This is a genomic window from Blastopirellula marina, from assembly GCF_002967765.1.
GTDB classification, from domain to species: domain Bacteria; phylum Planctomycetota; class Planctomycetia; order Pirellulales; family Pirellulaceae; genus Bremerella; species Bremerella marina_A.
Genome location: NZ_PUHY01000012.1, coordinates 1,162,890 through 1,185,447, shown reverse-complemented (window position 1 = coordinate 1,185,447; position 22,558 = coordinate 1,162,890). Strand labels below are relative to the sequence as shown.

Below are 22,558 nucleotides of genomic sequence, written 5' to 3'. Positions count from 1 at the left end.
GCAGGAGATTTACCATGGCCAAAGGGCCCGGCTATACGATCGACGACTTGATTTACTACACCGGTCTTTTCGGCGGAATCATCGTCACCTACTTGCTACTAGAAAACCTCCCAATTCACCACATCATCCGACTGATAATCGCCTTAGTCGTGGGAGTGGGAACCGGATGGTGTGCGACTTACTTCTTCACACGAAAAGAGAATTCCGGGGAAGATGGAGAGTTCTAACCAAGAAGACATGGCAACGAACCTCTGCAAGAAACAGTAAAAGGACATACATCATTTCGACGTAAGTCCTTTTCTGTTCGAATCTTGCCATCAAGCGGAGACGGTATTAACGGTCACCCGCCGTAGCGGAGGACAAGGGATTCGAACCCTCAACCGGTTACCCGGCACTTGATTTCGAGTCAAGCTGCTAGCCAGTTCGCGTATCCTCCTGGCGTTGGAACTCTCTAGTTTATCGTCTGTTCGATTCTGATCAACCGGGCCAGGGCCCTTCTCGGTTCCACAATTTTGAGGACCGTGAGAACTGGGCCTGGGTTCGCTATCGGATCGGGATTTCTTTCCGTTTGGACTCGCTAGCGTATAGACGGTGGCTCGAAAGCCGCTGGTCGCCAGGCGATAAACACGTGTGTCCTTAGCTGCCGGCCGTGGTGAAGTAATATCGTGTCAGGTGAAAGAAAACGGGGGCGGCAAAGCAGAGAGCGTCGATGCGATCCAATACGCCAGCGTGCCCTTCGACCAGTGTGCCATAGTCCTGGACACCGCGATCGCGTTTGATGGCGCTCATCGCCAGACTGCCGGCAGCTCCCATGATGGCAATCACGATCGACATGACGGCTGATTGCCAAGGATTGAACGGTGTGGCTCCCGTTAGGCTCAGCATCGCTCCCACAACCGCCGTGACGCCAGTTCCCGCCAGAAAACCTTCCCAGGTACGACTGGCATTGATATTCGGGGCAATCACGTTCCGGCCAAGCAGGCGACTACATACGAACTGCAGCAAATCACTCAGTTGGGCAATCAGCAGAAAATAGAACAGCAGCCCTGCCGTGCTCGTTTGCTCGTACTGGGGATCGGTCCATCCCTTCAAGTACAACAATGCCGGAGCGTAGCTCAACGAGTAAACGCAGATGTAGAGGCCAGCCTGAATCTTGGCGATACGCTCGAGAAATCGCTTGTAGTCTCCGGCAACTGCGATCCGAGCTGCCACAAACAAAAAGCCGTATACCGGAATCAGAATGCTGAATAGCTCGTACTGCGATTGGCCCATTGCTACTAACACGTATTGTGCCGGTGTCAGCGCAAAGAAGACCCAAAACAGCGTCCGGTGATCCCCCAAGCGGGTAGGTGTGAGGGTAATGAATTCGCGAAGCGCCCAGAACGAGATCAAGAAGAACAGAATCACGGTGGCCAGCGGCGACGGAATCATGAACGTCACAGCCAGAATCGCGGTCATCAGCCACCACGCTCTCACGCGACGAATGAAGGCCTGAACGATCGCTGGGTTGACGCTCGAATCTGGCTGTCGACGTAGGATTTGACCGGCTCCTGTGGCGATCAGTAGGCAACTGATCACGACGCCCAGCAGAATACCGGTCGCGCCATCCAACAGGAACACCGACTGTTTTGCGGGCAGTGGTGCCTGGGCTAGAACGCTGAATGTAACCTGCAGCAAATCCATGATGTCGATTCGTATTACATATCCCGCAGTCGAATGACCGATTCCCGGGCACGCGCGAGAAACTCAGTCTTTGGCTCGCCATTTTCAAGCCAAATCGGAGGTCCGAAGATCACCCGGCTCAAAAGTGGAACTGGGAGATACTCTCCTTTCGGCAAAATGCGAGTCATATTGTCGACATAGACCGGTACCAATTCCAGGTCGGGTCGCTTCTTTGCCAGGTAAAATAACCCACTTTTGAAGTCGCGAAGGTTCGTTCCATCGTTTCGACTCCCTTCCGGGAAGATAATCGCCGAGTATTTATCGCCGATTTCCTTCAGCATCGATTCGACTGGACTACGGTGAACTTTGATGTTCTCACGGTCAATGAGCATCGCGTTCAGCGAGCGGGCCAGATAACGTCGAAACCAGCCTTTGTTCCAGTAGTCTTTGGCCGCCACAGGCTTGGTCAAGTCCCGAACTGGCTTCGGTAAAGAGGCCCAGATGATCACGGCATCGATATGGCTGGTGTGATTGGCAAAGTAGATCCGCTGGCAGGTGTCTGGGTGGCAATCGACCCAACGCACGCTACTCCCGGCGACAACTTTCGCCAAGCCGGCCAAGAACGGACCCGTGAGATTGAACTTCACTTTGCTTCAGAACCCTGACCCAACCGTATTTGCGACGTAACTCCAGCCTATTCATAGTAACGGACATGCTGGCCAAAGCCTAGCGGGCGGGCAACCGAAACTCTTGTTGTGACTTTGGTTTACGGAGCGTTGATCTTCGACGATTGAGGCATAAAAATCGGCTGAGTCGCTGGCTGGCGAACCGGCTGCTGGGCTGCCTGAACCTTCTGGCGGTAGATTCCGGTGATCAAATCCTCGTACCCTGCAACCATCGTTTCCAGCGAACCATACTGCTTGGCTTTGATCCGAGCGGCCTCACCAATCTGGCTACGCTGCTGCGGGTCGAGCATCAGGCTCGTAATTGCCGCGGCCGTTTGATCCAAGTTACTCGCTTCGACCAACAGCCCGTTGACCGTATCGTCGATTGCGTCCGGTATACTTCCCACTCGGGGAGCGACCACCGGAAGCCCCGTCGACATGGCCTCGAGAATTGAAACAGGACTAGCTTCATTCTTCGAGGTCAATGCGAAACAATCCATCGCTGCCAACAGATCGGGGATATCACTCCGACTGCCCGTTAGCGTCACGTTATTCTCCAGACCTAACTGGGTACGAAGCTTTTCGATTGTGCCACGTTCTTGCCCATCGCCCACGATCAAAAAGTGAGCATTGGAACATTTCTCCTTCACCCGTTTAGCGGCTTGGAGAAACAATGCATGATCTTTCTCGGGACGCAGCGCCGCAACGATCCCACAAACGGGCGCGTCTTCCGCAATTTGTAGTTCGCTACGAATCTGCTCCCTGGCTTCCCGGTTGGGTATAAAGCGATCGGTGTCGATTCCATTCGGAATAACGACCACCTTCTCCGCTGGGAATCGTTCGACATCGACTAGATATTTGCCATGCGGCGCAGCGACGCCGATAAAGCGATCGGTCACGGAAGTCAGTTGTCGGTTGAGCCAATTGATCGAATCCGGCCAACCGGTTGAATGGATCGCTGACGCAATCACCGGCACGCCTGCCAACCATGCACACAAACGCCCCCAGAACATCTTGTCCCCGGCGCCGACGGTGACCACGGCGTCGATTTCGCGTAACCGAAAGAGTTCAACCAAGCGAGGCACAACGCGAAGATCATATTTGCCGGTGAGCATATGATGGAACGTAGGAATCTCGTGTTCCATCTCTTCGCCGAGAGGACCGAGTTCTTTCAGACAGCAAATCTCTGGAGCGAAACGATCCCGGTCCATTCGCCGAATCAAGTTGACCAGCAGTGTCTCAGCGCCGCCGAACGGCATACTAGTCATGATAAACATCGTTCTCAAGGGACCGCGTGACTCGATCGGCAAGTTCGTTCGTCGTCGCATTTTCTCTTACCCTGTTAGATTTAAGCGGGTCGCGGACGGAAACGCTTGGTTAACTCGCCCAGCCCAGCTTTGAGTGATTCTTTCTCGTTGGAATCGAAGAGACGCTCGCTCGCGTACGCCTGCCACAACAGCACCAAGAGGGCCACGAGAGCAATTGCCCAGCCCAATCCCAATAGTAGCGGCACCGCAACCAATACCAGCGTCGAGCGTTGAACCTCCATGCCATGCCGCGCACTAAGTAGCATGGCAAGCGAAACAGCGATCGCGTTAGCAAGTGCCGTAGCGAGCACTGCGCCAGTCAGCCCGAAAGTAGGAAGTAGCATCGCGTTGAGAGCCACATTGGCGAATAGTCCAATGCCGTACACAATCGCTCCAACATGCGTCTTTTCCGCACAGCAGAAGTAAAGCATCGCGCATCCGGTCAGGCTGTACCACACGCAGTAGGTCAGTGTCCAGGGAAGCACATTCAGCCCGCCGTTGTATTTCCCGGCGAACACATACTCGAATAGAAAAGGCGCGGTAATACCAATCGTAATTGCCCCAGCCATCATCACCAGGCTCGCGACTTTGATGAGCAGATTGATCTGTCGCGAAACATTCTGCTTCTCGCCTCGCTCCCAATCGGCCGACAAGTGAGGCAGTAAGATTCCGCCAAACAGGTTCGCCACAGCAACCATCAGCCAAGGCACGACACGGCTACTGTGGTAGTCACCGACGAGCGTGATGCTTTGCTCCGAAGTCAATCCGCTGAAATGAACAATCATGTAACGATCGACCACTTCAAACAGATTGGAAAGCAAATTGATTGCCCACAACCAAGCCGCAAAAGGCATCAGCTTTCGCCAGAATTCACTTTGTAGTGGCACATTGCTGCACAAAGGCAGTTTGCGCCAATCTTTCATCAGCAGAATCGCTCCCAGGACCAACGCCACAGCACACGAGATTCCATATGCCAGAATAACGCTACGTGCCGAAGTCTCGAATGCCAGCAAGAGTCCTAAGCCGACCACGGCAAATAGAACGCTATTAATGAACTGCAAAGCCGAGACCGTCCGCATCTGCCGCATGGCGATGAATAGTTCGATGAAGTAGTTGAAGCCGACCACGGAGGTCAAGGTCAACGCAATTAGTGGAATCAGCGAAGCGAGGGAGGCATCTCGAAATAAGAGGAGTGCCGCCTCTTCGTGAAATAACCAAAGTAGTAAGCAACCAGCCGCAGAGAGAATGACCGTCGCAATCGTTGTGCGAAACAGAAATGTCCGCAGTTGCCCCTTCTGGCGAAAGTGTTCTACGTAGCGACCGAATGAACCAGGGATTCCTAGTACGACGAGTGGTCCAGCCAACATCAGAAAACCGAACACTAGGTCCCAGAGCCCGAGTTGGTCGGCGCTCAACCAACGACAAAAAAGCACGCCACGAACAAATCCCACGCCCCGCTGCACAACCGTCAACAAAGCCAGAAGCAACATGCTTTCGGCCAGTGAGGTGGTGCGATAGGTAGGAATGTCGATCGTTTCCGTCGTCGCATCGACGCTAGTCACCGCGCTCATAGCTGAACTCCCGACGGTTCCGGCAAACGGGTGTAGCGCGGCTGATACCGCGGTATCCCTTGTACCTTTCGGGGATCGATCGTCAGCCAGTTTCGCAAGCGAGCCAATTCTGGATCACCATGAATTCGTTGGATGTGGTACGGATCGTCGCCTGGAAAATTGTAGCCACCGTAGGCAGAACAGAATGCTAAGATGCCATTTCGCCGTAGCAAGTTGATTGCCGCATCGTTGAGATTTGCCGGCAGACCGAATGGAAACGCAAAGTAGCGAATTGGCTGATCAATCGCTCGTTCCAGCTCGTGAGTGGCATCGATCACTTCGTCCTGAAGGCGGGCGGAATCGTGGATCGAACCTACATCGGCATGCGTGCGAGTATGCCCGCCTATCTCGATGTTTCCTGAAGCGATCATTTGACGGAGCTCGTCGATCGTATTCGGCCGTGCGTTGATGCCTAATTTGGCGTCGTGAGAAAACGGTTCACCTGTGAGCACATTGTCGAGCGTCACGAAGTAGGTTGCTGGCAGTGAACGAGTGTTTAACTCCTTGATCGCGAATTCACTGTTGTCGCCATAGCCGTCATCAAACGTAATGGCGACGCACGGATGCGGATTAAAACGCATGGCGATTCGCCGTTGCCCCTCAGCGAGCGAGACAATCTCGAACTTCGATTGCAGATAATCCAAGTGATGGCGAAAATCGTCCGTCGTAATCGTCCACGGAGTAACGTCATGGTCGGCCACACGATGATAGAACAGTACCATCAACGGGGCTAAGCCGACGCGGGAGTGCACTAGACGAAACCGGGCACGCCACGGCCAAGTTGTTGCCGTGTACGCCTCGACCATCGCACTTTTCAATACGCTCATGTTCTCTTGTTCTCTCGCCAAGGCTCATCTCAGCTGCACTGTGATCGGCGAACCGGGAACCCGCTTCTTGAGTTATTTCGCTGCCTTGAGGCCTGTTACTTCTATCCCGCTAGATGTTTCCCAGCGAGGCTTTGAACCAGTTTTTTACCTGTGTTTTGGTGGTCCAAATCCCGTGGCGAATCAATCCGAACGTGGTGTTTGGAACAATTCGAATGGTTTCGCAAGTGCGAGGTTCTGCCCGCCAATGCGCTTTGTAAGGCTCGTCGCCACGCATGAAGTCGACCGCTTCTTTACCCTGCTCGATCGCTCGGCGAATCATCGCGATCTGCATCAAGCTACCGGGTTCTTCCGACATCCGTTCGGGATCGATACCGGCTTGGTAGGCATAAATGGTCGTCTCTGAGGGGAAATGAATCTCAGCAGCGACGGGTGTACCGTCAAGTTCAAGCCAAAGCACCTCGCAGTGCCCTGTCGCCATCATCTCGCGTCCCGCCTCAGCCAAAAAGGTTTCGAATCGTTGGCAAGCAAAACAACCGTCTTGGTCTAACATCTGGCGTCGACGCATGTGCAAGTCGATCAGGACGGGCATTGCCGAATCAAGTGTTGTTTCATCGTCGCAAACATGGAGACGACATCGATCGGTATCGAGCACGCGATTGATAAGCCGTCGAATCTGCTTCCGATGCGATTTCGACTGCGTCATTTCGAAGTCGTACCACGTGTCCGGCAACTGAAGTCGCCAGCAGTTCAATGCGGCTCGCTTGCTGATAATGGCCTGACATTGGCTTAGCTTCTTCGCGACTTCGCCCGTCATGGCAGCATCTGTTTCGAGGTTATCCCACTCCATCGCATCCCACGCGTTAGAAGTGGTGAGGGCTTCCTGTAGCCAGTCAACGAGTAGCCCTGCCACACGGCTTGATTCTTCTGGAGCTGCGAGAACGTCCAAGTAATCCGTGCAAACGTCTCCATCCCCCAGAAAACGCAGGGTCCGTCCACCTGTGGTCCCTGCTTCTCGATACCAAGGAGCCAGGCCGATCAGCTCGTCCCCGTTGAATACGCCGAGAACATAAAGCTCGTGTGTATCTTGAAAGGAATGCCACCACAGCATCAACCAATCATATCGACGGAACGGCACATCCCCAGCGAGCGCATTCCAGGCTTCGCGATAAGGGGCAAGTGAATCGGCATTGGAAAATAGTTCTACGCGCATGGGATTCTTCAGGGCAATTCGGTCGCTGGGGCTTGGCGTCTTCGTAGGCGCAACAATGCGCATACCGCGAAACACAGGCACTCAAACATTCCCCACCGTTAGTCAAAAGCAAACGAACTTTGATTGGTTTGTGTCCACGCGGTTTGACTTTTCAAAACGATGTTTCGTTGAAGCAACTCGCGTTGCTTTTTCACGACAGACATGGCGAAATTGCAACATTCGCTGCATGGCCAGACCTGGGCAGCACCAACGACGCAACCTCCTTTCATCAAGTCACTTACGTCGACACCACACGGTCAACACAGCGTTCCTGGCACTGGTTTTGCCTAATAGGTTCAGCGAATCGGGGTTGTGGGAAGCAGGACCTCCAGCCGTCTGGCTGTGTCTTGCTTCCCACACGTTTTTTCTCTTCTGCCACAACGCACACGCACTCGCGAGTTCTTAGCTATGTGGAACCTGGCCGACGTTACTTTCGCATTGATTCACTACCCTCTTCGTTGGCTGATTCCCACCGTGGTCATCGCCATTGCAACGCTGGGCTATGCGGTCATGAAGCCAAGTTCGTGGGAAGCAACGCAAGCAATCGTCTTGCGAGATGAAGCCGTCAGTAGTCTTGGCAGACCGGGAGCCTTCTCCGGCGTGGAAGAAATGAAGCACGCCCAGGAAACGGTCTTACAGCTAACTCGATCGAAGGAAGTGGTCGGCGCGGCGCTCGCCAAACTCGGTCCTCCAGTGAACCATTGGTCGAATTCGACTTGGCCTAGCAAGGACGATATTTCCCAGGCCCGTGAAACAATCAACGTTCATTCTCCCAGTGGAACCGAATTCGGCACGACCGAAATGCTCTACATCAGTTCGGAGTCAGACACCCCAGATCGCGCCATGGAATTCAGTCGCCTTCTCTGCTGGGAACTTGAAGCACATCTGGGCGAAATGCGCAACAACAAAGCCATTAGTCTGGTCGAAGAGCTAAGCCAACGTGAGGCGAAAGCCAATGCTGCCCTTTTAACCGTGACGCAGCAACTATCTGAAATGGAAGCAGAAGTTGGCACAGACTTGGCTGAGCTTCGCATCTTGAACGAAGTTGGCTCTGGCAACGGTAATTTACGAGAGCAAATGGTACAGATTAAGAGCGAGCTACGGGATGCCATGGCAAAGCAGCAAAGCTCCGAACGATTGCTTGAGATCCTAACCGCCGCCCAAGACAATCCGAATGAATTGGTTGCTACGCCAAATCAACTACTCGATTCCCAGCCAGCCTTGCGACGCCTGAAGGAGGGCTTAATCGATGCGCAGTTGCAATCGGCGCAACTCCAAGGCATTCGTACTGAAACCCATCCCGGCGTCGTCGCAGCTCGTCACGCCGAGGAAGAGATCCGTGATCACTTGCACCAAGAAATCAGCTTGGCAATCCGTGGACTAAAGGCCGAGCACATCGTTCTTGAAAGTCGCATTACACAATTACAAGTAATGCTCGACGATGTAACCGGCCGGATGACGACGCTGGCCTCAATGCGGGCAAGCTACAACAACCTGGTATCGGAAGTTCGTGAGAAGAGTGAGAAGCTGACCTCGATTCGAACCGACCTGGCCGATGCCCGTTCATCGGTCGAAGCAGCAACCACAACCAGCCTGATCACGAAAGTACATCGCCCTGAAGTGAGTGATTATCCCGTGGGCCCATCCCGCAAGATGATCGCCGGCATGGGACTCATTGGAGGTCTCGGCTTGGGGGTAGGCCTCTTACTAATCAGCCTACCGTGGGGTGACAGCTCGACAATATCGTTACAACCGACAGAGTCGGCCAAAGGTGTCAGCAATGACCCTAGCCCGAACCAATCCGAGCCGTCTCCCGCAGGACATGGCCTATCTTTGAAACAAGCGTTGGCGTACCTGGCGCGCCGTCCCCCTTCACGTAATTAGCCCCTAGCTCGCAGTTTTCAGGTTCAACTTGGCACTGAGAGCGTTCGGTGGAACCCTTATCTCATGCCAATTCTTATTGCCATTTTTGCTCTCGTCGGATTGGTGTGGGGCACCATTCTGGCAGTGCGCGGCAACTTGCTTCTGGCATGCGTCGCCCAGTTAGTGGTGACGTCGGTCTTCGGCGTCTACTTCCTGCAATTCGATGTTGGCGGTATCACCCTTTCGCTCGACCGCTTAGGCATTGTCGGACTGGTTACAGCGTTCGCCATTCAGTGGAAGCTAGGGAAAGTTCAGATCCGCCCCTGGATGACGCTCGATACGATGATGGCCGTTTTCTTCGGCGTCTTATTCATCAACACGTTCTCGCATGACTTCCGCAATATCGCGCCCGACGCGGTGCCACCAGTCCAGCACTTGATCAACGGATACCTAATCCCGTTGGCGATTTATATCGTGGCTCGCAACATCAAATATGACGAAAAGCAGCTTGACTGGTTTCTCATCGCGATGACCGTTTTCGGCGTTTACCTGGCGATCACAGGCATATTTGAAGGACTCGGACTCTACAGTTTCGTCTTTCCTCGCTATATCGCAGACCCCAAGGTTGGCTTGCACTTTGGCCGTGCTCGAGGCCCGATGGTGCAGTCGATCAGCTACGGAGTTTATCTCTGTGGCTGCATGTTAGCGCCATGCCTGCTTTGGCACCGCATGAATAGCAAGTTTCGATGGCTGTTACTGGGACTGGTTCCGATGTTCGTGGCCGCCATCTTCTTCACGAAGACACGTACCGTGTGGATGGGCGGAGGCTTGTGTTTGCTGGCTGGCGTGTTCCTGACCATGCAGGGCAAAGCGCGCACTGTGATGATTACAGGCATGTTGGCATGTGCCATGTTGGCGGTGGTGGGAAAGTCCGATGCCATCATGGGACTCAAACGAGAAGGTTCTGCCGAAGACACGAAACGATCGGTGAGCATGCGGGCGAGTTTCACTTATGTCTCCTGGGAAATGTTTCTTGATCGACCGATTCTGGGACATGGGTTCAGTCAATTCAAAACCGCCAAGCTACCTTACCTGGCGGATCGCGATGTCGATTTAATTCTCGAGTCGATCCGCAAATATGACCATCACAATACTTTCCTGAGTGTCCTGTGTGACCTTGGGCTTCTTGGGTTCGTCCCATTTCTAGGAATGTACTTCCTATGGCTACGCAACGGTTGGCGTATGGCGCGCAGTAATTCGCCTCCTTGGGCTAAAGATGTTGGCACCTTGGGCGTTGGCGCTGTGTTGATTGCCTTCTGCCAGATGGTTGGCCATGAAATCACATTCATGCCCTACGAACAGTCGCTGATCTTTCTGGTAGCCGGCATGAACGCCGCGCTCGTGAGCGACTTCGGGCTCGTCTCAAACACCTCCAACACTCCATCCCCTCGGTCTTGGCAACCCCAGGCCGCATTACGAGGTTAACTCCAATGGAATACAAGAGAATCCCTCTATTCGGCATCGAGATCGATCCTTTACGCATGCCCGAAGCAGTGGAAATGCTACAAGGTTGGCTGACCAACGAACGCTCTCCTACGGCTCGCTATGTGGTCACGCCGAATGTGGACCATACCGTCCTTTTGCAATCGAGCGCCCCTTTGCGGGCAGCTTATCACGATGCGGATGTCGTCCTGGCCGATGGTTGGCCGGTTGTGATGGCCTCACGCCTACTCGGAAAGCCGCTTCCTGAGCGGGTCACGGGAAGTGATTTGGTTCCAGCGTTATTCGCCGGGGCCCAAAACAAGGCTCCGTTGAAAACATTTCTGTTGGGTGCCGCTCCTGGTGTGGCGCAAAGAGCAGCTGTGAACATTCATCGTCAGTATGAAAACGTTCAAGTTGTCAGTACATACAGCCCGCCACTCGGTTTTGAGAACGATACCGCGGAGAACAACAACATCTTGTCGCGTATCGCTGAGGTCGAACCTGATCTGTTGATTATTGGCCTCGGAGCTCCAAAGCAAGAAACCTGGATACATCGATATCGCCACCAAGTTGCCGCCAAAGTGGCTATCTGTGCGGGTGCAACCATCGATTTCCTTGCAGGTGAAAAGAAACGCGCCCCACGCTGGATGCAGCGAACAGGATTAGAGTGGGCGTTCCGTATCGGAACCGATCCGAAGCGACTTCTGGGACGCTACGCGAAAGACGCCGTGATTTTCCCACAGTTGTTCTTTCAAGAGCTTGCGAAGCCGTACGCACACCGCCCCGGCTTTTCCAAATAGCACGTCCCCTCTATAGTTGCGACAAGGTAGTCGTATTTCAGACGGGAGCGAGTATTGCTTCCGTTTCGCTTTGGGAAGGATCGACGTGCGTCGCGCGCTGGTACTAGTAATCGATGGTTGGGGAGCCGGTTTCCTCGGTTGTTACGGGAACTCTTGGCTCGATACGCCTGCGTTCGATCAATGGGCTTGTCAGTCGGTGCTGTTCGAACAATGTTTGAGCGAATGTCCCGACGCGTTAACACTTTATCCGCATTTACTGGATGGCTCGCATCCACTTGGCCAGAATGCCCCAGACGGTCCTGTGAGTGTTCTCGCGGATGCAGATATTCCTATTCATTTGCTTTCCGACGATCCGCGATTAGCTCAGTTACGCGAAACGACCGGACTGACGTCGGTAGAAACCCTTCCAGAAGTTGTCGATATGGCAGCCGAAAGCGCCGAAGCAACTAACTTGGCCCGGTTTGCAAGCGTGCTTTTGGCCTGGCTGGAAGAGCCCGCTCGAGAAGAGGTAATCTGGGCCCATGCCCGCGGTATGCAAGGTCCTTGGGACGCTCCCTACAATTTCCGAGAAAGCTTCGCTGACGAAGACGACCCCGCCCCGCCCGATCTTGTTCATCCTCCCTTCGAGCGAGAAAATCGCGAGTTTGATTCCGACCACGTTCTCGGAATGACGCAAGCGTACGCCGGCCAAATCACAGTTCTCGATATGCTGTTGGGTGAACTGCTGGCAACCATTGAAGAACTTCCTATCGACGAACAGCCGCTGGTTGTGCTGACTTCGACTGGCGGATATCCGCTGGGATTACACGGACAAATTGGTCGCGAGGAGGATACACCTTTGCGGCTATACAGCGACACGCTGCATGTCCCATTACTCATTCGGCAGCCCGGAGCAAAAGAAGGACTCACGCGTTTACAAGGATTAGCCACTCTGGGTGATATTCTGCCGACAATTGTTCACGCATTTGGCCTGTCGAAGAATCGCCAAGACGATCTTGATCTCCTTCACGTTCAGCTCGACGAGGCACGTGATTGCGTTTTGTCAGGTCTCGGCGAGCAACGCTGCTTCCGCACCAAGCACTGGAGCCTCCGCTATCACTTGCCGGATCAAGAGACGCCACTCGACGAAGTCGAACTTGATCAGATTGTCACCGAGCTGTTCGTGAAGCCGGATGATCGTTGGGAAATCAACAACATCGCCGATCGTTGTAAGAACATCGCGGAACTCGGCCTTAGAACGGCAATCTCCATTGAACAGGCTTATCGATCCGAAGAACCAAGCCCAAATATTCCGGAAGAGTTGCTCACGCCAGTAGAATGAATTTCGCTATTGAAATCGGGGGAAGCGGGGCGTGTAACTTCGGAACGTCTCGAGCCATGTCTTTGACTTCTCTGGCTCTTCTTTCGGAACATTCCGCTTCGCCAGACCAGCAGCACGATTTTCCTGAAGTTGCTGAGCGAGTGCCGGAGCAATTGGCACATGCCCTTCCAGGAACTTCACCCAGTGGCTGTTTAACAATCGATAGCAGTCGCCAACTTCCGCCCGTTGATACTTAGAATAAGTAAGCGTCACCAATTTGTTCAGTTCTTTGATCTCTTCTTCACGGAACGCCAGATCATAGATCTCGATACGATCGACCAAAACATTACCGGCGCCCATCATGTCGAACCCGACTTTGACATTCTCTAGATCTGGCGGCAAGTTAACCATCGGGTAGGCAAACTCACTCCAAGAAGGTTGCAACGGGTAGTCTGTGTCGGCACCGACCGATACATGCAGATAAACGTTCTGGTTTCCGACGTATCCGTCGTACACAATCCGTAAGCTTGGCTGCTCAGGAGGTCCTTCGCTGAGCAGATGCATTTTCACCATCAACCGGCGACTATCAGGTACCGTGAACTCTTCACTCCGTGCCCAAACCACTGGTCCACTGCTCTTCAAGCGTAGCGACTGCTGCCCCTCGTAAATTTTCTGTTTGTCTAGCGAAACGGACGTCCCTGGCTGGCTACTCGTCTGCCAACCAGGAATCTCCCCTTCGGTAAGCGGCAACTCGAAATCACTGTTCTCAAGAATTGCGATCGGCGCGATCGAACGGATGCTTTGCACACGGAATGCTAGTTCGTCCAACCGTTCCTTCATCGAACGCATGACGCCGGTTGGCAAGTAAACTTTCGCCCCCGAAATCGCAACGTCGTAAACATCGACTTTGCAGGCGATCAGCCCGTAGGCAGGGACGGAAAGGCTCCACTGCCCTTCCCCTTTCGACTGCTGACCGCGCGAAATCTGACTAGTCGCAAACGGCGTGATCGTCCCGTTACTGGGAAGTTGTACGGTTAACGTTGCGTTCAAATCCCACGGGGTCGGGTTAACGAAGTACAACGTAGTTTCAGTGCCGGTCGTCATCTTCCGAATGACTAGCGGCTGTGATTGAGGCACATTCAGTCGATGGTAATTGCCTGCTGGCAGCATCTTATAAATGGTCAAGAATTCATGCAAAGCTTCGTCTTGACCCATCGGCAACATCCATCCGCCATAGAAGACGGATAGATCGTCCTCCTTCGCCAAATGTTCGACTAACGGCTTACGAACCGCCGCCCCAGAGCCAACGAATTCGGAGGCTAACCAAGTAAAGTTACCCTCTCGACCAAATGGCTTGGCTTGATCGAAACCGGCGACGTGTAAAGTGTCAGGGACATGAAAATGAAGCACACCTCGATTATCTTCGTCGGCATACGAAGTCTCGTCTTCGATTGCTGCCTGATAATTCTTATACCAAGCCGCCCGCTTTTCGTTTCCGCGAGGCCGAACGAAGTTGGACTCTAACAAAGCGATGTTGGGATGGGCCTTATAACGTCGGGCGTCGATTCCCTGTTCGAGCAAAACATCTGTAGCCGAAACGTTGCGTGGCAATTCCGGCATCAAACGCTTTTTAGCATGCGATCCATGAAAACAACCAGCGGTATTCAAGTACAGCACAGCATTTGGATTCGCACTACGAAGGATCGTTGCCATACGAGCGTGCAATTGGAACATCCGTTCGCCACGCCACTTCAGCCAGTACTCCCATTGCGGTTTCTGCAGCACCCAGTCGCGTCGAGTATTCAAGTCGTTGGGCAGATTAGCAAACACCTGCTGCTGATCAGGCGGCAGACTTTGAGCGAATCGAGCCAATGTCTCGTTATCCATGCCCCACTGAGGTCCCGGCAACAAGGCGTAGCCATCGCTATCCAAATTGATTGAAAGTCCCGCGAAAGAAGGATGATGCCCGTAACGCGAAACAAAATCGAGCACTAAATCGCTGATTGCCTGTTGGACTTCCTCATCGAGGGGATTGTAGTAGTTGCCTTTGCCCGAGGACGCTCCCTGACCATCGATCGCTGGTCGACCGACGTGATCGAACAAGGCCGCAAAATTCGGATCTGCGGAATTGATCCTGGCATCCTCGAGTTTCGCCAGCGGAGCGTTCAATTCCATCGCCGGAATCAAACGAAGTTCCGCCCGGTCAAACTGTCGAAACAGCAATTCGGCAACGTCCTTTTTAAATGGATCGCGTCCATCATCAAAGAACAGGCCCTTATCGAACTTAGGAGTCGAGCGGAAATGCGGACTAGGGTAGAGAGCTCCCCCTTCGCTCATTACGCTGATACATGCCGCGTTGAATCCAACACGCTTTAGATGTTCGATAACACGGTTGCTTCCTTCTAGGAAGGTCAGCCAATCTTCGAGCGAACGATTCGAGGCATAGTTCAAATCTTCTGGTGCACCAAACCCCTTTGCAAACAACGGCTTATCCCAGAAGGCGATTGCCAGTCGGTCTTCCGCCTTCTGCGGACCAAAATCTTCAGGGGCATTCGTCAGATCAGGCATCTGAGGCAGACCAGCCAAGACACTGATCCGACCATAAGTCGCCGGGTTGTTCTTATCACGACTGGTCAGCAATAACATCGGTGTCGATGTCCGTGGCCAAAAGACGAGTCGATGCTTCCTCTCGCCGGGCTTCTCACCGGGCTGCGGCAAGGTGACGTCGACTCCAGAATCGAGCCCAATCGGAGTGATCATGCCTGCTGCATCTGGCTCGATGATGCTAATCCCCAAGCTTTGCTCCAGGTCGGATGGATACTCCACTTCGACCACCATTGGCGATCCAATCGCCTCGATCGGTAGTGGGTAAGCGTGCCAACCATTGACACCGAGTTGCTGCCATTTGCGACCCAAGTGCTCGATAGTCTTCGTCGAGTTGTTGTGCAACTCGGAGGTTTTCGACTTCTGCCATGGATTGTAGTAAGCCAACTTCGAGAGACGAGGCCACCAGTCGACCATGGAAGGATCGAATGAAGCAATCGGGCGAGGCTCGGTTTGAGGAGGCGCATAGCGAAGCTCTGGATCGATAACAACCAACTGAAGCGTTCGTTGGTACGCCGGCTTGGAGGCAAAAACCAAACTCGTCAAACGCTGCTCGGTCAAGTTAATCGTCAAATCGTAGACGCCTTCTTCCTCCGGCATCGGAATGTCTAGCGCGTCGCCGAGGTTGATATTTCCTTGGGCATCGACGGTGGCATCGATTGTCTTTTCGAACGTGGCGTAGGTCGTCCGCGTTCGTTTTAACTTGATCGCGGTTTGCACACTCGTTCCCGGTGGGAAATTCGTGCGATAGGCACTCAAACCAACCCGCAATGACTCACTGGGGGAGAAGACCAGGTGATCTCGATTAAGCGACGTGCGAATTACATCGCCGGGGTTTCTTTGAACGAGAATACGCGAACCGACATCATCAAGGGCAGCCTGATATGGCTGTTGCATTAATGAGTTCACCGGGATCGAGATCGGTGCGATTTGCTCGTTTTGGTTGGCCGAAAGCTGAATCGTTAGCTGAGCCGTGGGTGGAGCTTCGATCTGAATGTCGAATCCGTCATAGATTCGCGGCGAGAGATGGTTGATCTCGATGCGGCCTTGGGCTGGCTGAACGGCTCGGGCCTCGTCCGCTTCCATGCCTAGCAAGTTGATTAAGCGAATCTTGCCAGAGGTCAGCGAGATCGAACCTTGCCACCGGTGCTCGGTGGAGCCCCCCCAGGCAATTCGAAGCTTACTCCGAATCATTTCCGTTGGAGCTTCCGTCTGAGCAACTAGCTGAGCAGGTGCCAGTAATGCGGCGATCAGCGCACAAAGGATGGCACACCGCTGCGTGCTAAATGAAAACACGTGACGGAGCAGGACATCCATGTGCTGTCGGCCGGGACTTCCCTGTACCAGTCGTGCCAGCATGACGCTGCGTTTCTCTGAAGAACGGAATAACGTGTCCTGATTGGACAATGGCCGCGGATTATAGACAGAGATCGAGAACCACGACTAGAGCGAATTCAATGGAGAAATGCAGATCTCCAAAGCGGGATAACGACGATCCCAAGCAAGGTGGTCACCAATGAAACCGATCGGCGAGAGCGCCGGGTGATTGAGAAACAGGGTAAAGGAGAGAGACTCTCCAATACCCAGTTCTGGAGAATTCTCGATTCAGTGTTTCTCAATCACCCGTGATCCGCGCTTCTCGCTAAGGGTCGCCTGCCGACAACAGGAAAGCGGCAGCGACGCCCGGGAGGGTGACTCGTTAGATATTTCAGGTTCGCTTCCCCACGAGGGTTCAGTTTGGGGAAGCTGGCAAAGCTGCCATTAGGCTTCTACGGTTGCCGATTCAGCATTTGCAGTACGACGGCGGCGACGCTTCGGTTTGGCAGCTCCCCATTCTTTGGTTAGCGTTTCGAAGACTTCTGGCGACTCGTAGCGGATGATCGTTTTGCCTTCTGGCATCGGTCCGATCAAGCCACGGAACACAGGCATTCCACGCAGGGCCAAGTCGGTGCTGCTATCTTCGGTGCCCACCTGAGAATGCATTTTCAACAGTGGCTCGGCCGAGTCGTAATCCTTAATACGGATTTCGCCATTGGCTCCTCGAGTAACAACGCGGAAGGTGTCTTTCTTTGCCATATTCAATGCCTCCTAGTGCCTGCGTTCCATATCGCCTTGGGACATGGGTAGATATCGGCGGGAGTGCTAGCGAAGACAAACCTTTTTCTGAAGCGGAGTTACATCAGTCGTTTTAGGCATAGCAAGAACAGCCGGTAAATAGCGCAGTTCCGCTAGAGAATAGGCCGCGTAGTTCACGCGGCCCTTACAATTACACCTAATCAGGTCCAGTTTTCTCACCTAATGGGTGTTCAGACGGCACCGACGAAGGGTCTCAGACGACGGTGGAGTTCCTCTCAAACGGCCGTAAAACCCGCAGCATCAGGCCGGCTCGAATCATGCTGACTCGCTGACGAGCCAATTTTTTTTCTTTGGGCAATCGCCATTCAGCCAGTCGTTTACCGGCGAATGTTCTCCATCGGTCCCATGTAGGTCGTTCCGATGCGTGGCGGATCGTTTTGCAAGTTAGACACTCCGCCGATCGCCGTTCGCGAGGCAACACTCGCAGCCGGCTGAGCAGGCGGGGCAATGGCGATGCGCGTCACCTGTTCCTGTTCGACCATTCGCAACGTTGTCACCGGGCGTGAGACAGTCCGTTCCGCTGGGACCAGTTCGCGGCGCGTAACGGGGGTACGAACCGTTTCGGTCCGCTGCTCCCAACGAGTTTTCGGAACCCAGCGATATGCAACGCGCGGTGGAGCAAAAGGATTGATCGAAAACGGAGTGTAGGCTTCCCAGCGGTACTCGGTGACCGGTGTAAAATACGCTCGCTGCGATTCTTCCATGTCAGTCGTGAATCGCTCTTGGTAGAACTTTTCGGTATGCGTTTGGTAAGTCGTTTCGCTAACCGGTTTCTTGATCGTTTGAACGACCTCTTTATAAGTGATCCCGTTACGTTCGACGAAACGAGTGTCTTCCGCCAGAAGTGGCGAAGCGGTCCCGATGAAAAACAAGCTCAGGACAAGTCCGCGGCAGCGCATCCTGCGTTCTCCCATGCGTCCATGAATCGAAAGAGATTGCAAGCCGGCTCAGTCGCATCCTTGCGAAAGGGCTGGCCTGAAAGTCGCGAGAGCACCGGAAGCACGCATCTTGCCGCATTCACCTGGCTCTCCAGATAACCGTTTCGGCATGTCTTTTCACCCAAGTTCACTCAAATTACGGAGCTAGCCTTGCCAGCTTTTCGTGTACGTTTCCGCATCGATTCCTATCGATGGAATCTAAGTTGCCCGTTTGCCTCACCTTCGCTCAACGAGTGCTTAATCACCTACCCTTCGCATCGATTGGCGCTTGTGCGAAAATTTCCTTCACCTGCTTGAAGCCGCACCAACAGCTGATAGCCTAAACTGGCACATGGCACCCCTGAAAAGAGGCACACCAATGTCCGATAAGACAATTTTCAAACGCATCATCGATAAAGAGATCCCGGCGGATGTCGTCTACGAAGACGACCTTTGTCTGGCATTTAAAGACATTGCCCCGAAAGCTCCAACGCACGTGCTGATCATCCCTAAAAAGGAGATCGCGACGGTCGACGACATCGCCGATGAAGACGCGGCCCTGATCGGTCACATGTGGATTGTCATTCGCAACCTAGCGCGAGACCTGGGCCTGGAAGAAGGCTACCGTGTGATCGTCAATTGCAAAGAAGCAGGCGGGCAGGAAGTGCCGCACCTGCATTATCACTTGCTGGGTGGCCGCAAGATGACTTGGCCGCCGGGCTAGTCGAGCGAGCCCATCAACAAGAACGCAAAACGGCCGCCCGGTTTCCCATGGCGGCCGTTTCGATCACGTGTGGTTGCTTTGTCGGCTTAGCGATAGAGCGAAGTGCCGCCGGGCAGGTAAAACGTAGGAGCATTAGCTGGCTTACTCGAAACAGGCATGGCGGCAACCGGGGGAGCGCCACGGCGATGTTCGGGAGGCAGCGACGACGTTCGCGTTTCGGCTTCTGCTGTGACCGGGCGGCCTCCGTTGGAGTAAAAACCACCACTCACTCCCGGCTCACGGGGAGTGATATCTTGTTCGTAATTGACCGGCATTATAGGGCCTGTCAAAGGAAGCGGACGATCGCTCTCTTCACGAGCTGAGGCAACTTGCTCGCCGGGTGCTTCCGGACTTTGGCCTCGAACCACGGCGACATTGTTATTCTGCTGGTTAGCGACGATCAGGTTCGGTGAGTAATTACCGATCATGCCCTCATCCGAACCATCGCGAACCCAATCGAGCCAAGCGACCTGCAGGCTGCTCAGGTTCGGGTGGCTGTAATACTTGTTCGTGGTAGCGGTCCAGTTGTTGGTCTTCATTCCTTCGCCAACGTACTGCACGTACTTTTGCTTTCCCCCCTGACCAATCAGGAAGCGAGCCAAGGAGTAACCTTGGGCATACAGCGGTAGGATGTCCGCAGGATATTCTCGCATCGCGAACATGCGATTGAACGCGATTCCGCGATCCGTCTTCAGGAAGCGGTACAGGAGGTGCGTGTTCTTGTCCTTTTCCGAGAAATGCTCGACCGTGGTGCAGGCGCCTTCGTCCGCCCAGCGTGGCAGTGGACAACCAAAATGTGTGGCGAAGATCGTGTGTAGAATTTCGTGCGGAAGAACGCTGTCGAGAACGCGTTCACGCGGGCCGTAGATCTTCATGTTCCAATTAAATGGAACACCTTGATGGAACGCGAAGCTTGTTTCGCCCCCTGCTCCGCCACCAACCGTGACGCGAATGGGACACGGATGCGACCAAGGTGGTAGTTCACGACCAAGCCACTCGAGGGCCAATTCGCGGCGATATTTCTCAGCCGACTCTAAAACCTGTCGAGCAAGCTGCGGATCGTCGGCATTCACCAGAAAATTGGCCGAGCGAACACCAGCAGCGGACACAACGCCCAGAAGCAGTGTCCATACGAACAGCGTCACCGAAGCGCGACGAATCGCGCGAGCATCCATGCTCATTAGCAGGCTCCAAGATTGGTAGGTTTCGATCGACCTGGCGCCTCATGCGTTGGTCAACGGAAACCGCATTCATATTTCCGCTGCAGTGTATCCCAAGTGTGGTTGCTGGGTTGCCGGAGCACTGTAGCCCGATTCGATACGCATCCCGGCATCAATCCGTTCAGCCAGAGGAATTCGTATCGCCGACTTGTAAAGTTTTCAAAGGCTAACCAAATCCTCGCGGGTCTCAAAGACCAAATTCCCGCAAAACTGCCTGCTAGCCCGTGATTTTTACTAAAGCTACGATCAGCTGCGTTTCCTTTATAGGGTGATCCCCTGGTCTCGAGGGGATCACAAGATTGTCAACCGCGACGTCATAAACGTCTGCAAATCGCCTTACTTCGGATCACCTAACATCGGAATTGGAAACAGCTTCGAGGGCGTGTGAGCCTTTTTCATGGCGGCTTCTGCCTTGGCGACGATTTCAGGATGCTCACCTGCAACGTCCTTCGATTCACTAGGATCGTCTTTCAGGTTGTAAAGCTCCAATTTGCCCGCGTTGGGCTGACGTGGTCTCATCATGTTTTGGCGGATCGCTTTCCAATCCCCCATACGAACCGCTTGTTGACCGCCGTATGCTCGGAACTCCCAATACAAGTAGTCATGTTCTGGCTGGTCTTGCCCCAACAGTTCCGGCACGAGACTAATTCCGTCGATTCCTTCTGGGGTTTTCACACCAGCGATCTGAGCGAAGGTTGGCATCAAGTCGTAGAACGCGGCTGGATGATCCGATACGCTGCCTGGTTTCACTTTGCCTGGCCAACGCACGATCAGCGGCACACGGATACCACCTTCGTACAGGCTTCCTTTCAGACCTTTGAAATTGGCAGAGGAGACGAAGAAGTCGGAATCACTTCCACCGAGGCGATCGTAGGTTGGCCCGTTGTCCGAACTGAAGAGCACCACCGTGTTGTCTTCCAATCCTTTGGCTTTGATCGTATCCAGGATCATGCCGATGTCTCGGTCCATGTGGCTGATCATCGCTGCGTAGCCGGCGTGCGGTTTCGGGTGCTTCAAGTAACCATGGTGCTCGTAATCGTCTTCCTTCATGTCAGCATATTCTTCCAGATCTTCGTCGGGCACCTGAATCGAAAGATGCGGAACTGCAAACGGAAGGTAAAGGAAGAACGGCTTTTCGGCGTTCTCTTCAATGAACTCAATCGCCACGTCACGAAATTGCGACTGCGAGTAGGTCTCGCCCTTGAGGGTCCGATCGTTTCCTGGCTGAACTTCTTTTTCGCGATTCCGCCACAGGTAATTGGGATAATGGTTGTGGGCGTGACGCTGACAGTTGAAACCGTAAAAAAGATCGAAGCCTTGCTTGTTGGGATCGCCCGTCGAACCGAAGTGTCCCAAGCCCCACTTACCAATCGCAGCGGTCGCATAGCCTTTCTGCTTCAGCACTTCCGCGATGGTCACTTCCTCGGCCGGAATCGGATTCTGGCCTGGGAATTCAGCTCCTAGTGCCTTCGTTTCCGGCAACATTTCTCCTGGGTCGCCGTTGTCCCGGACGTAGGCATGGCCACCATGCTTCCCCGTCATAAACACGCAACGCGACGGGGCACAGACGGCGTTTCCACAATAGAAGTCCGTGAACCGCATCCCCTCTTGAGCCAACTTGTCGAGATTGGGCGTGTGAATCTTCTCCTGCCCGTACGATCCCAACTCGGAATAGCCGAGATCGTCTGCCAGAATGAAGACGATGTTTGGCGGACGCTTGGCTTCGTCAGCCAATGCAGGGGCGGTGAAGATCAGCAGACATACTGCGAACCAAAATCCGAGAAGTAAACGGACAGAAGCGGTGGACAAGGACATTCGGCGGGACTCCAGCAGAACGGGGACGCTCTGGTTGATTGAACGAAGGACGATTCAGTATGCGAGGTCGATGTAGCAGCGTCAACGAAAAGCCATTCCCTGCGTCGCCGCCCATGAGATATCTCGCGAAATACAGAGTATTTATAGGATTACTCAATTCTCGATCAGCCGCAAGCCATTTTCGTCACTTTCTATCGATCCATAAGGGGTATCGCGACCTCCTAGGGAGAGTGAGCTGAACCGGTCCTATGGATTCGGAATTTCTCGCGTTCCTCCTGATGGCATTGAATAAAATAGGAACAGGCCCACGTGGGAACGCCAATGCTAGAGTGGATGAG

17 protein-coding genes and 1 tRNA gene are annotated in these 22,558 nt (G+C 53.8%); 6 read left to right on the top strand and 12 right to left on the bottom strand.

Translation table 11 applies throughout. The features are described from left to right. Positions 1-14: 14 nt before the first annotated feature. Entirely contained in the window at positions 15-227 is a 213-nt protein-coding gene (locus C5Y83_RS21385) for a hypothetical protein (protein WP_105331759.1), read from the top strand. A 126-nt stretch (positions 228-353) separates the two neighbouring features. Here C5Y83_RS21385 and C5Y83_RS21380 read toward each other — a convergent pair. From C5Y83_RS21380 to C5Y83_RS21350, 7 genes are all read right to left on the bottom strand, one after another. Continuing rightward, positions 354-436 (bottom strand) — tRNA-Ser (locus tag C5Y83_RS21380). A 200-nt stretch (positions 437-636) separates the two neighbouring features. Continuing rightward, positions 637-1,683, bottom strand: coding sequence for a phosphatidate cytidylyltransferase (locus C5Y83_RS21375; protein ID WP_105331758.1), 1,047 nt, complete (start codon positions 1,681-1,683; stop codon positions 637-639). Between the two features lie 14 nt (positions 1,684-1,697). Beyond that, positions 1,698-2,309, bottom strand: a complete 612-nt coding sequence (locus C5Y83_RS21370) for a lysophospholipid acyltransferase family protein (RefSeq protein WP_105331757.1) — start codon at positions 2,307-2,309, stop codon at positions 1,698-1,700. A gap of 119 nt (positions 2,310-2,428) precedes the next feature. Then, positions 2,429-3,655, bottom strand: a complete 1,227-nt coding sequence (locus C5Y83_RS21365) for a glycosyltransferase (RefSeq protein WP_105331756.1) — start codon at positions 3,653-3,655, stop codon at positions 2,429-2,431. Between the two features lie 20 nt (positions 3,656-3,675). After that, on the bottom strand, positions 3,676-5,205 hold the full coding sequence (locus tag C5Y83_RS21360) for a lipopolysaccharide biosynthesis protein (RefSeq protein ID WP_105331755.1): 1,530 nt from the start codon (positions 5,203-5,205) through the stop codon (positions 3,676-3,678). Further along, positions 5,202-6,071, bottom strand: a complete 870-nt coding sequence (locus tag C5Y83_RS21355; protein WP_105331754.1) for a polysaccharide deacetylase family protein — start codon at positions 6,069-6,071, stop codon at positions 5,202-5,204. The genes C5Y83_RS21360 and C5Y83_RS21355 overlap by 4 nt, the downstream gene beginning before the upstream one ends. Positions 6,072-6,180: 109 nt before the next feature. Then, positions 6,181-7,281: a GNAT family N-acetyltransferase gene (locus C5Y83_RS21350; protein WP_158262442.1), complete on the bottom strand. Its 1,101-nt coding sequence runs from the start codon at positions 7,279-7,281 to the stop codon at positions 6,181-6,183. 447 nt (positions 7,282-7,728) lie between these two features. On the opposite strand from C5Y83_RS21350, the gene C5Y83_RS21345 reads away from it, so the two are divergent. The 4 genes from C5Y83_RS21345 (at position 7,729) to C5Y83_RS21330 (ending at position 12,786) form a co-directional block, all read left to right on the top strand. Further along, positions 7,729-9,204 (top strand): hypothetical protein, encoded by a 1,476-nt coding sequence (locus C5Y83_RS21345; RefSeq protein ID WP_105331752.1) that lies wholly within the window; start codon positions 7,729-7,731, stop codon positions 9,202-9,204. A 63-nt stretch (positions 9,205-9,267) separates the two neighbouring features. Next, a complete protein-coding gene (locus tag C5Y83_RS21340; protein ID WP_105331751.1) occupies positions 9,268-10,668 on the top strand; it encodes an O-antigen ligase family protein in 1,401 nt (466 codons plus the stop codon). Between the two features lie 5 nt (positions 10,669-10,673). After that, on the top strand, positions 10,674-11,465 hold the full coding sequence (locus C5Y83_RS21335) for a WecB/TagA/CpsF family glycosyltransferase (protein WP_105331750.1): 792 nt from the start codon (positions 10,674-10,676) through the stop codon (positions 11,463-11,465). An 85-nt stretch (positions 11,466-11,550) separates the two neighbouring features. Then, on the top strand, positions 11,551-12,786 hold the full coding sequence (locus tag C5Y83_RS21330; protein ID WP_105331749.1) for a sulfatase: 1,236 nt from the start codon (positions 11,551-11,553) through the stop codon (positions 12,784-12,786). 6 nt (positions 12,787-12,792) lie between these two features. On the opposite strand, the gene C5Y83_RS21325 is transcribed toward C5Y83_RS21330, so the two are convergent. The 3 genes from C5Y83_RS21325 to C5Y83_RS21315 all read right to left on the bottom strand — a co-directional run bounded on the left by C5Y83_RS21325 (position 12,793) and on the right by C5Y83_RS21315 (position 18,404). After that, entirely contained in the window at positions 12,793-16,728 is a 3,936-nt protein-coding gene (locus C5Y83_RS21325; RefSeq protein ID WP_105331748.1) for a family 10 glycosylhydrolase, read from the bottom strand. 402 nt (positions 16,729-17,130) lie between these two features. Further along, on the bottom strand, positions 17,131-17,445 hold the full coding sequence (locus C5Y83_RS21320) for a hypothetical protein (RefSeq protein WP_105331747.1): 315 nt from the start codon (positions 17,443-17,445) through the stop codon (positions 17,131-17,133). Positions 17,446-17,822: 377 nt separating this feature from the next. Beyond that, entirely contained in the window at positions 17,823-18,404 is a 582-nt protein-coding gene (locus C5Y83_RS21315; protein ID WP_105331746.1) for a hypothetical protein, read from the bottom strand. Positions 18,405-18,801: 397 nt separating this feature from the next. On the opposite strand from C5Y83_RS21315, the gene C5Y83_RS21310 reads away from it, so the two are divergent. Continuing rightward, the gene (locus C5Y83_RS21310) at positions 18,802-19,146 is read left to right on the top strand and encodes a histidine triad nucleotide-binding protein (protein ID WP_105331745.1); all 345 of its coding nucleotides are present in this window, start codon (positions 18,802-18,804) and stop codon (positions 19,144-19,146) included. Positions 19,147-19,232: 86 nt separating this feature from the next. On the opposite strand, the gene C5Y83_RS21305 is transcribed toward C5Y83_RS21310, so the two are convergent. Beyond that, on the bottom strand, positions 19,233-20,366 hold the full coding sequence (locus tag C5Y83_RS21305) for a hypothetical protein (protein ID WP_105331744.1): 1,134 nt from the start codon (positions 20,364-20,366) through the stop codon (positions 19,233-19,235). 375 nt (positions 20,367-20,741) lie between these two features. After that, complete coding sequence (locus C5Y83_RS21300) at positions 20,742-22,220, bottom strand: arylsulfatase (RefSeq protein ID WP_105331743.1); 1,479 nt, start codon at positions 22,218-22,220, stop codon at positions 20,742-20,744. Positions 22,221-22,558 lie beyond the last annotated feature (338 nt).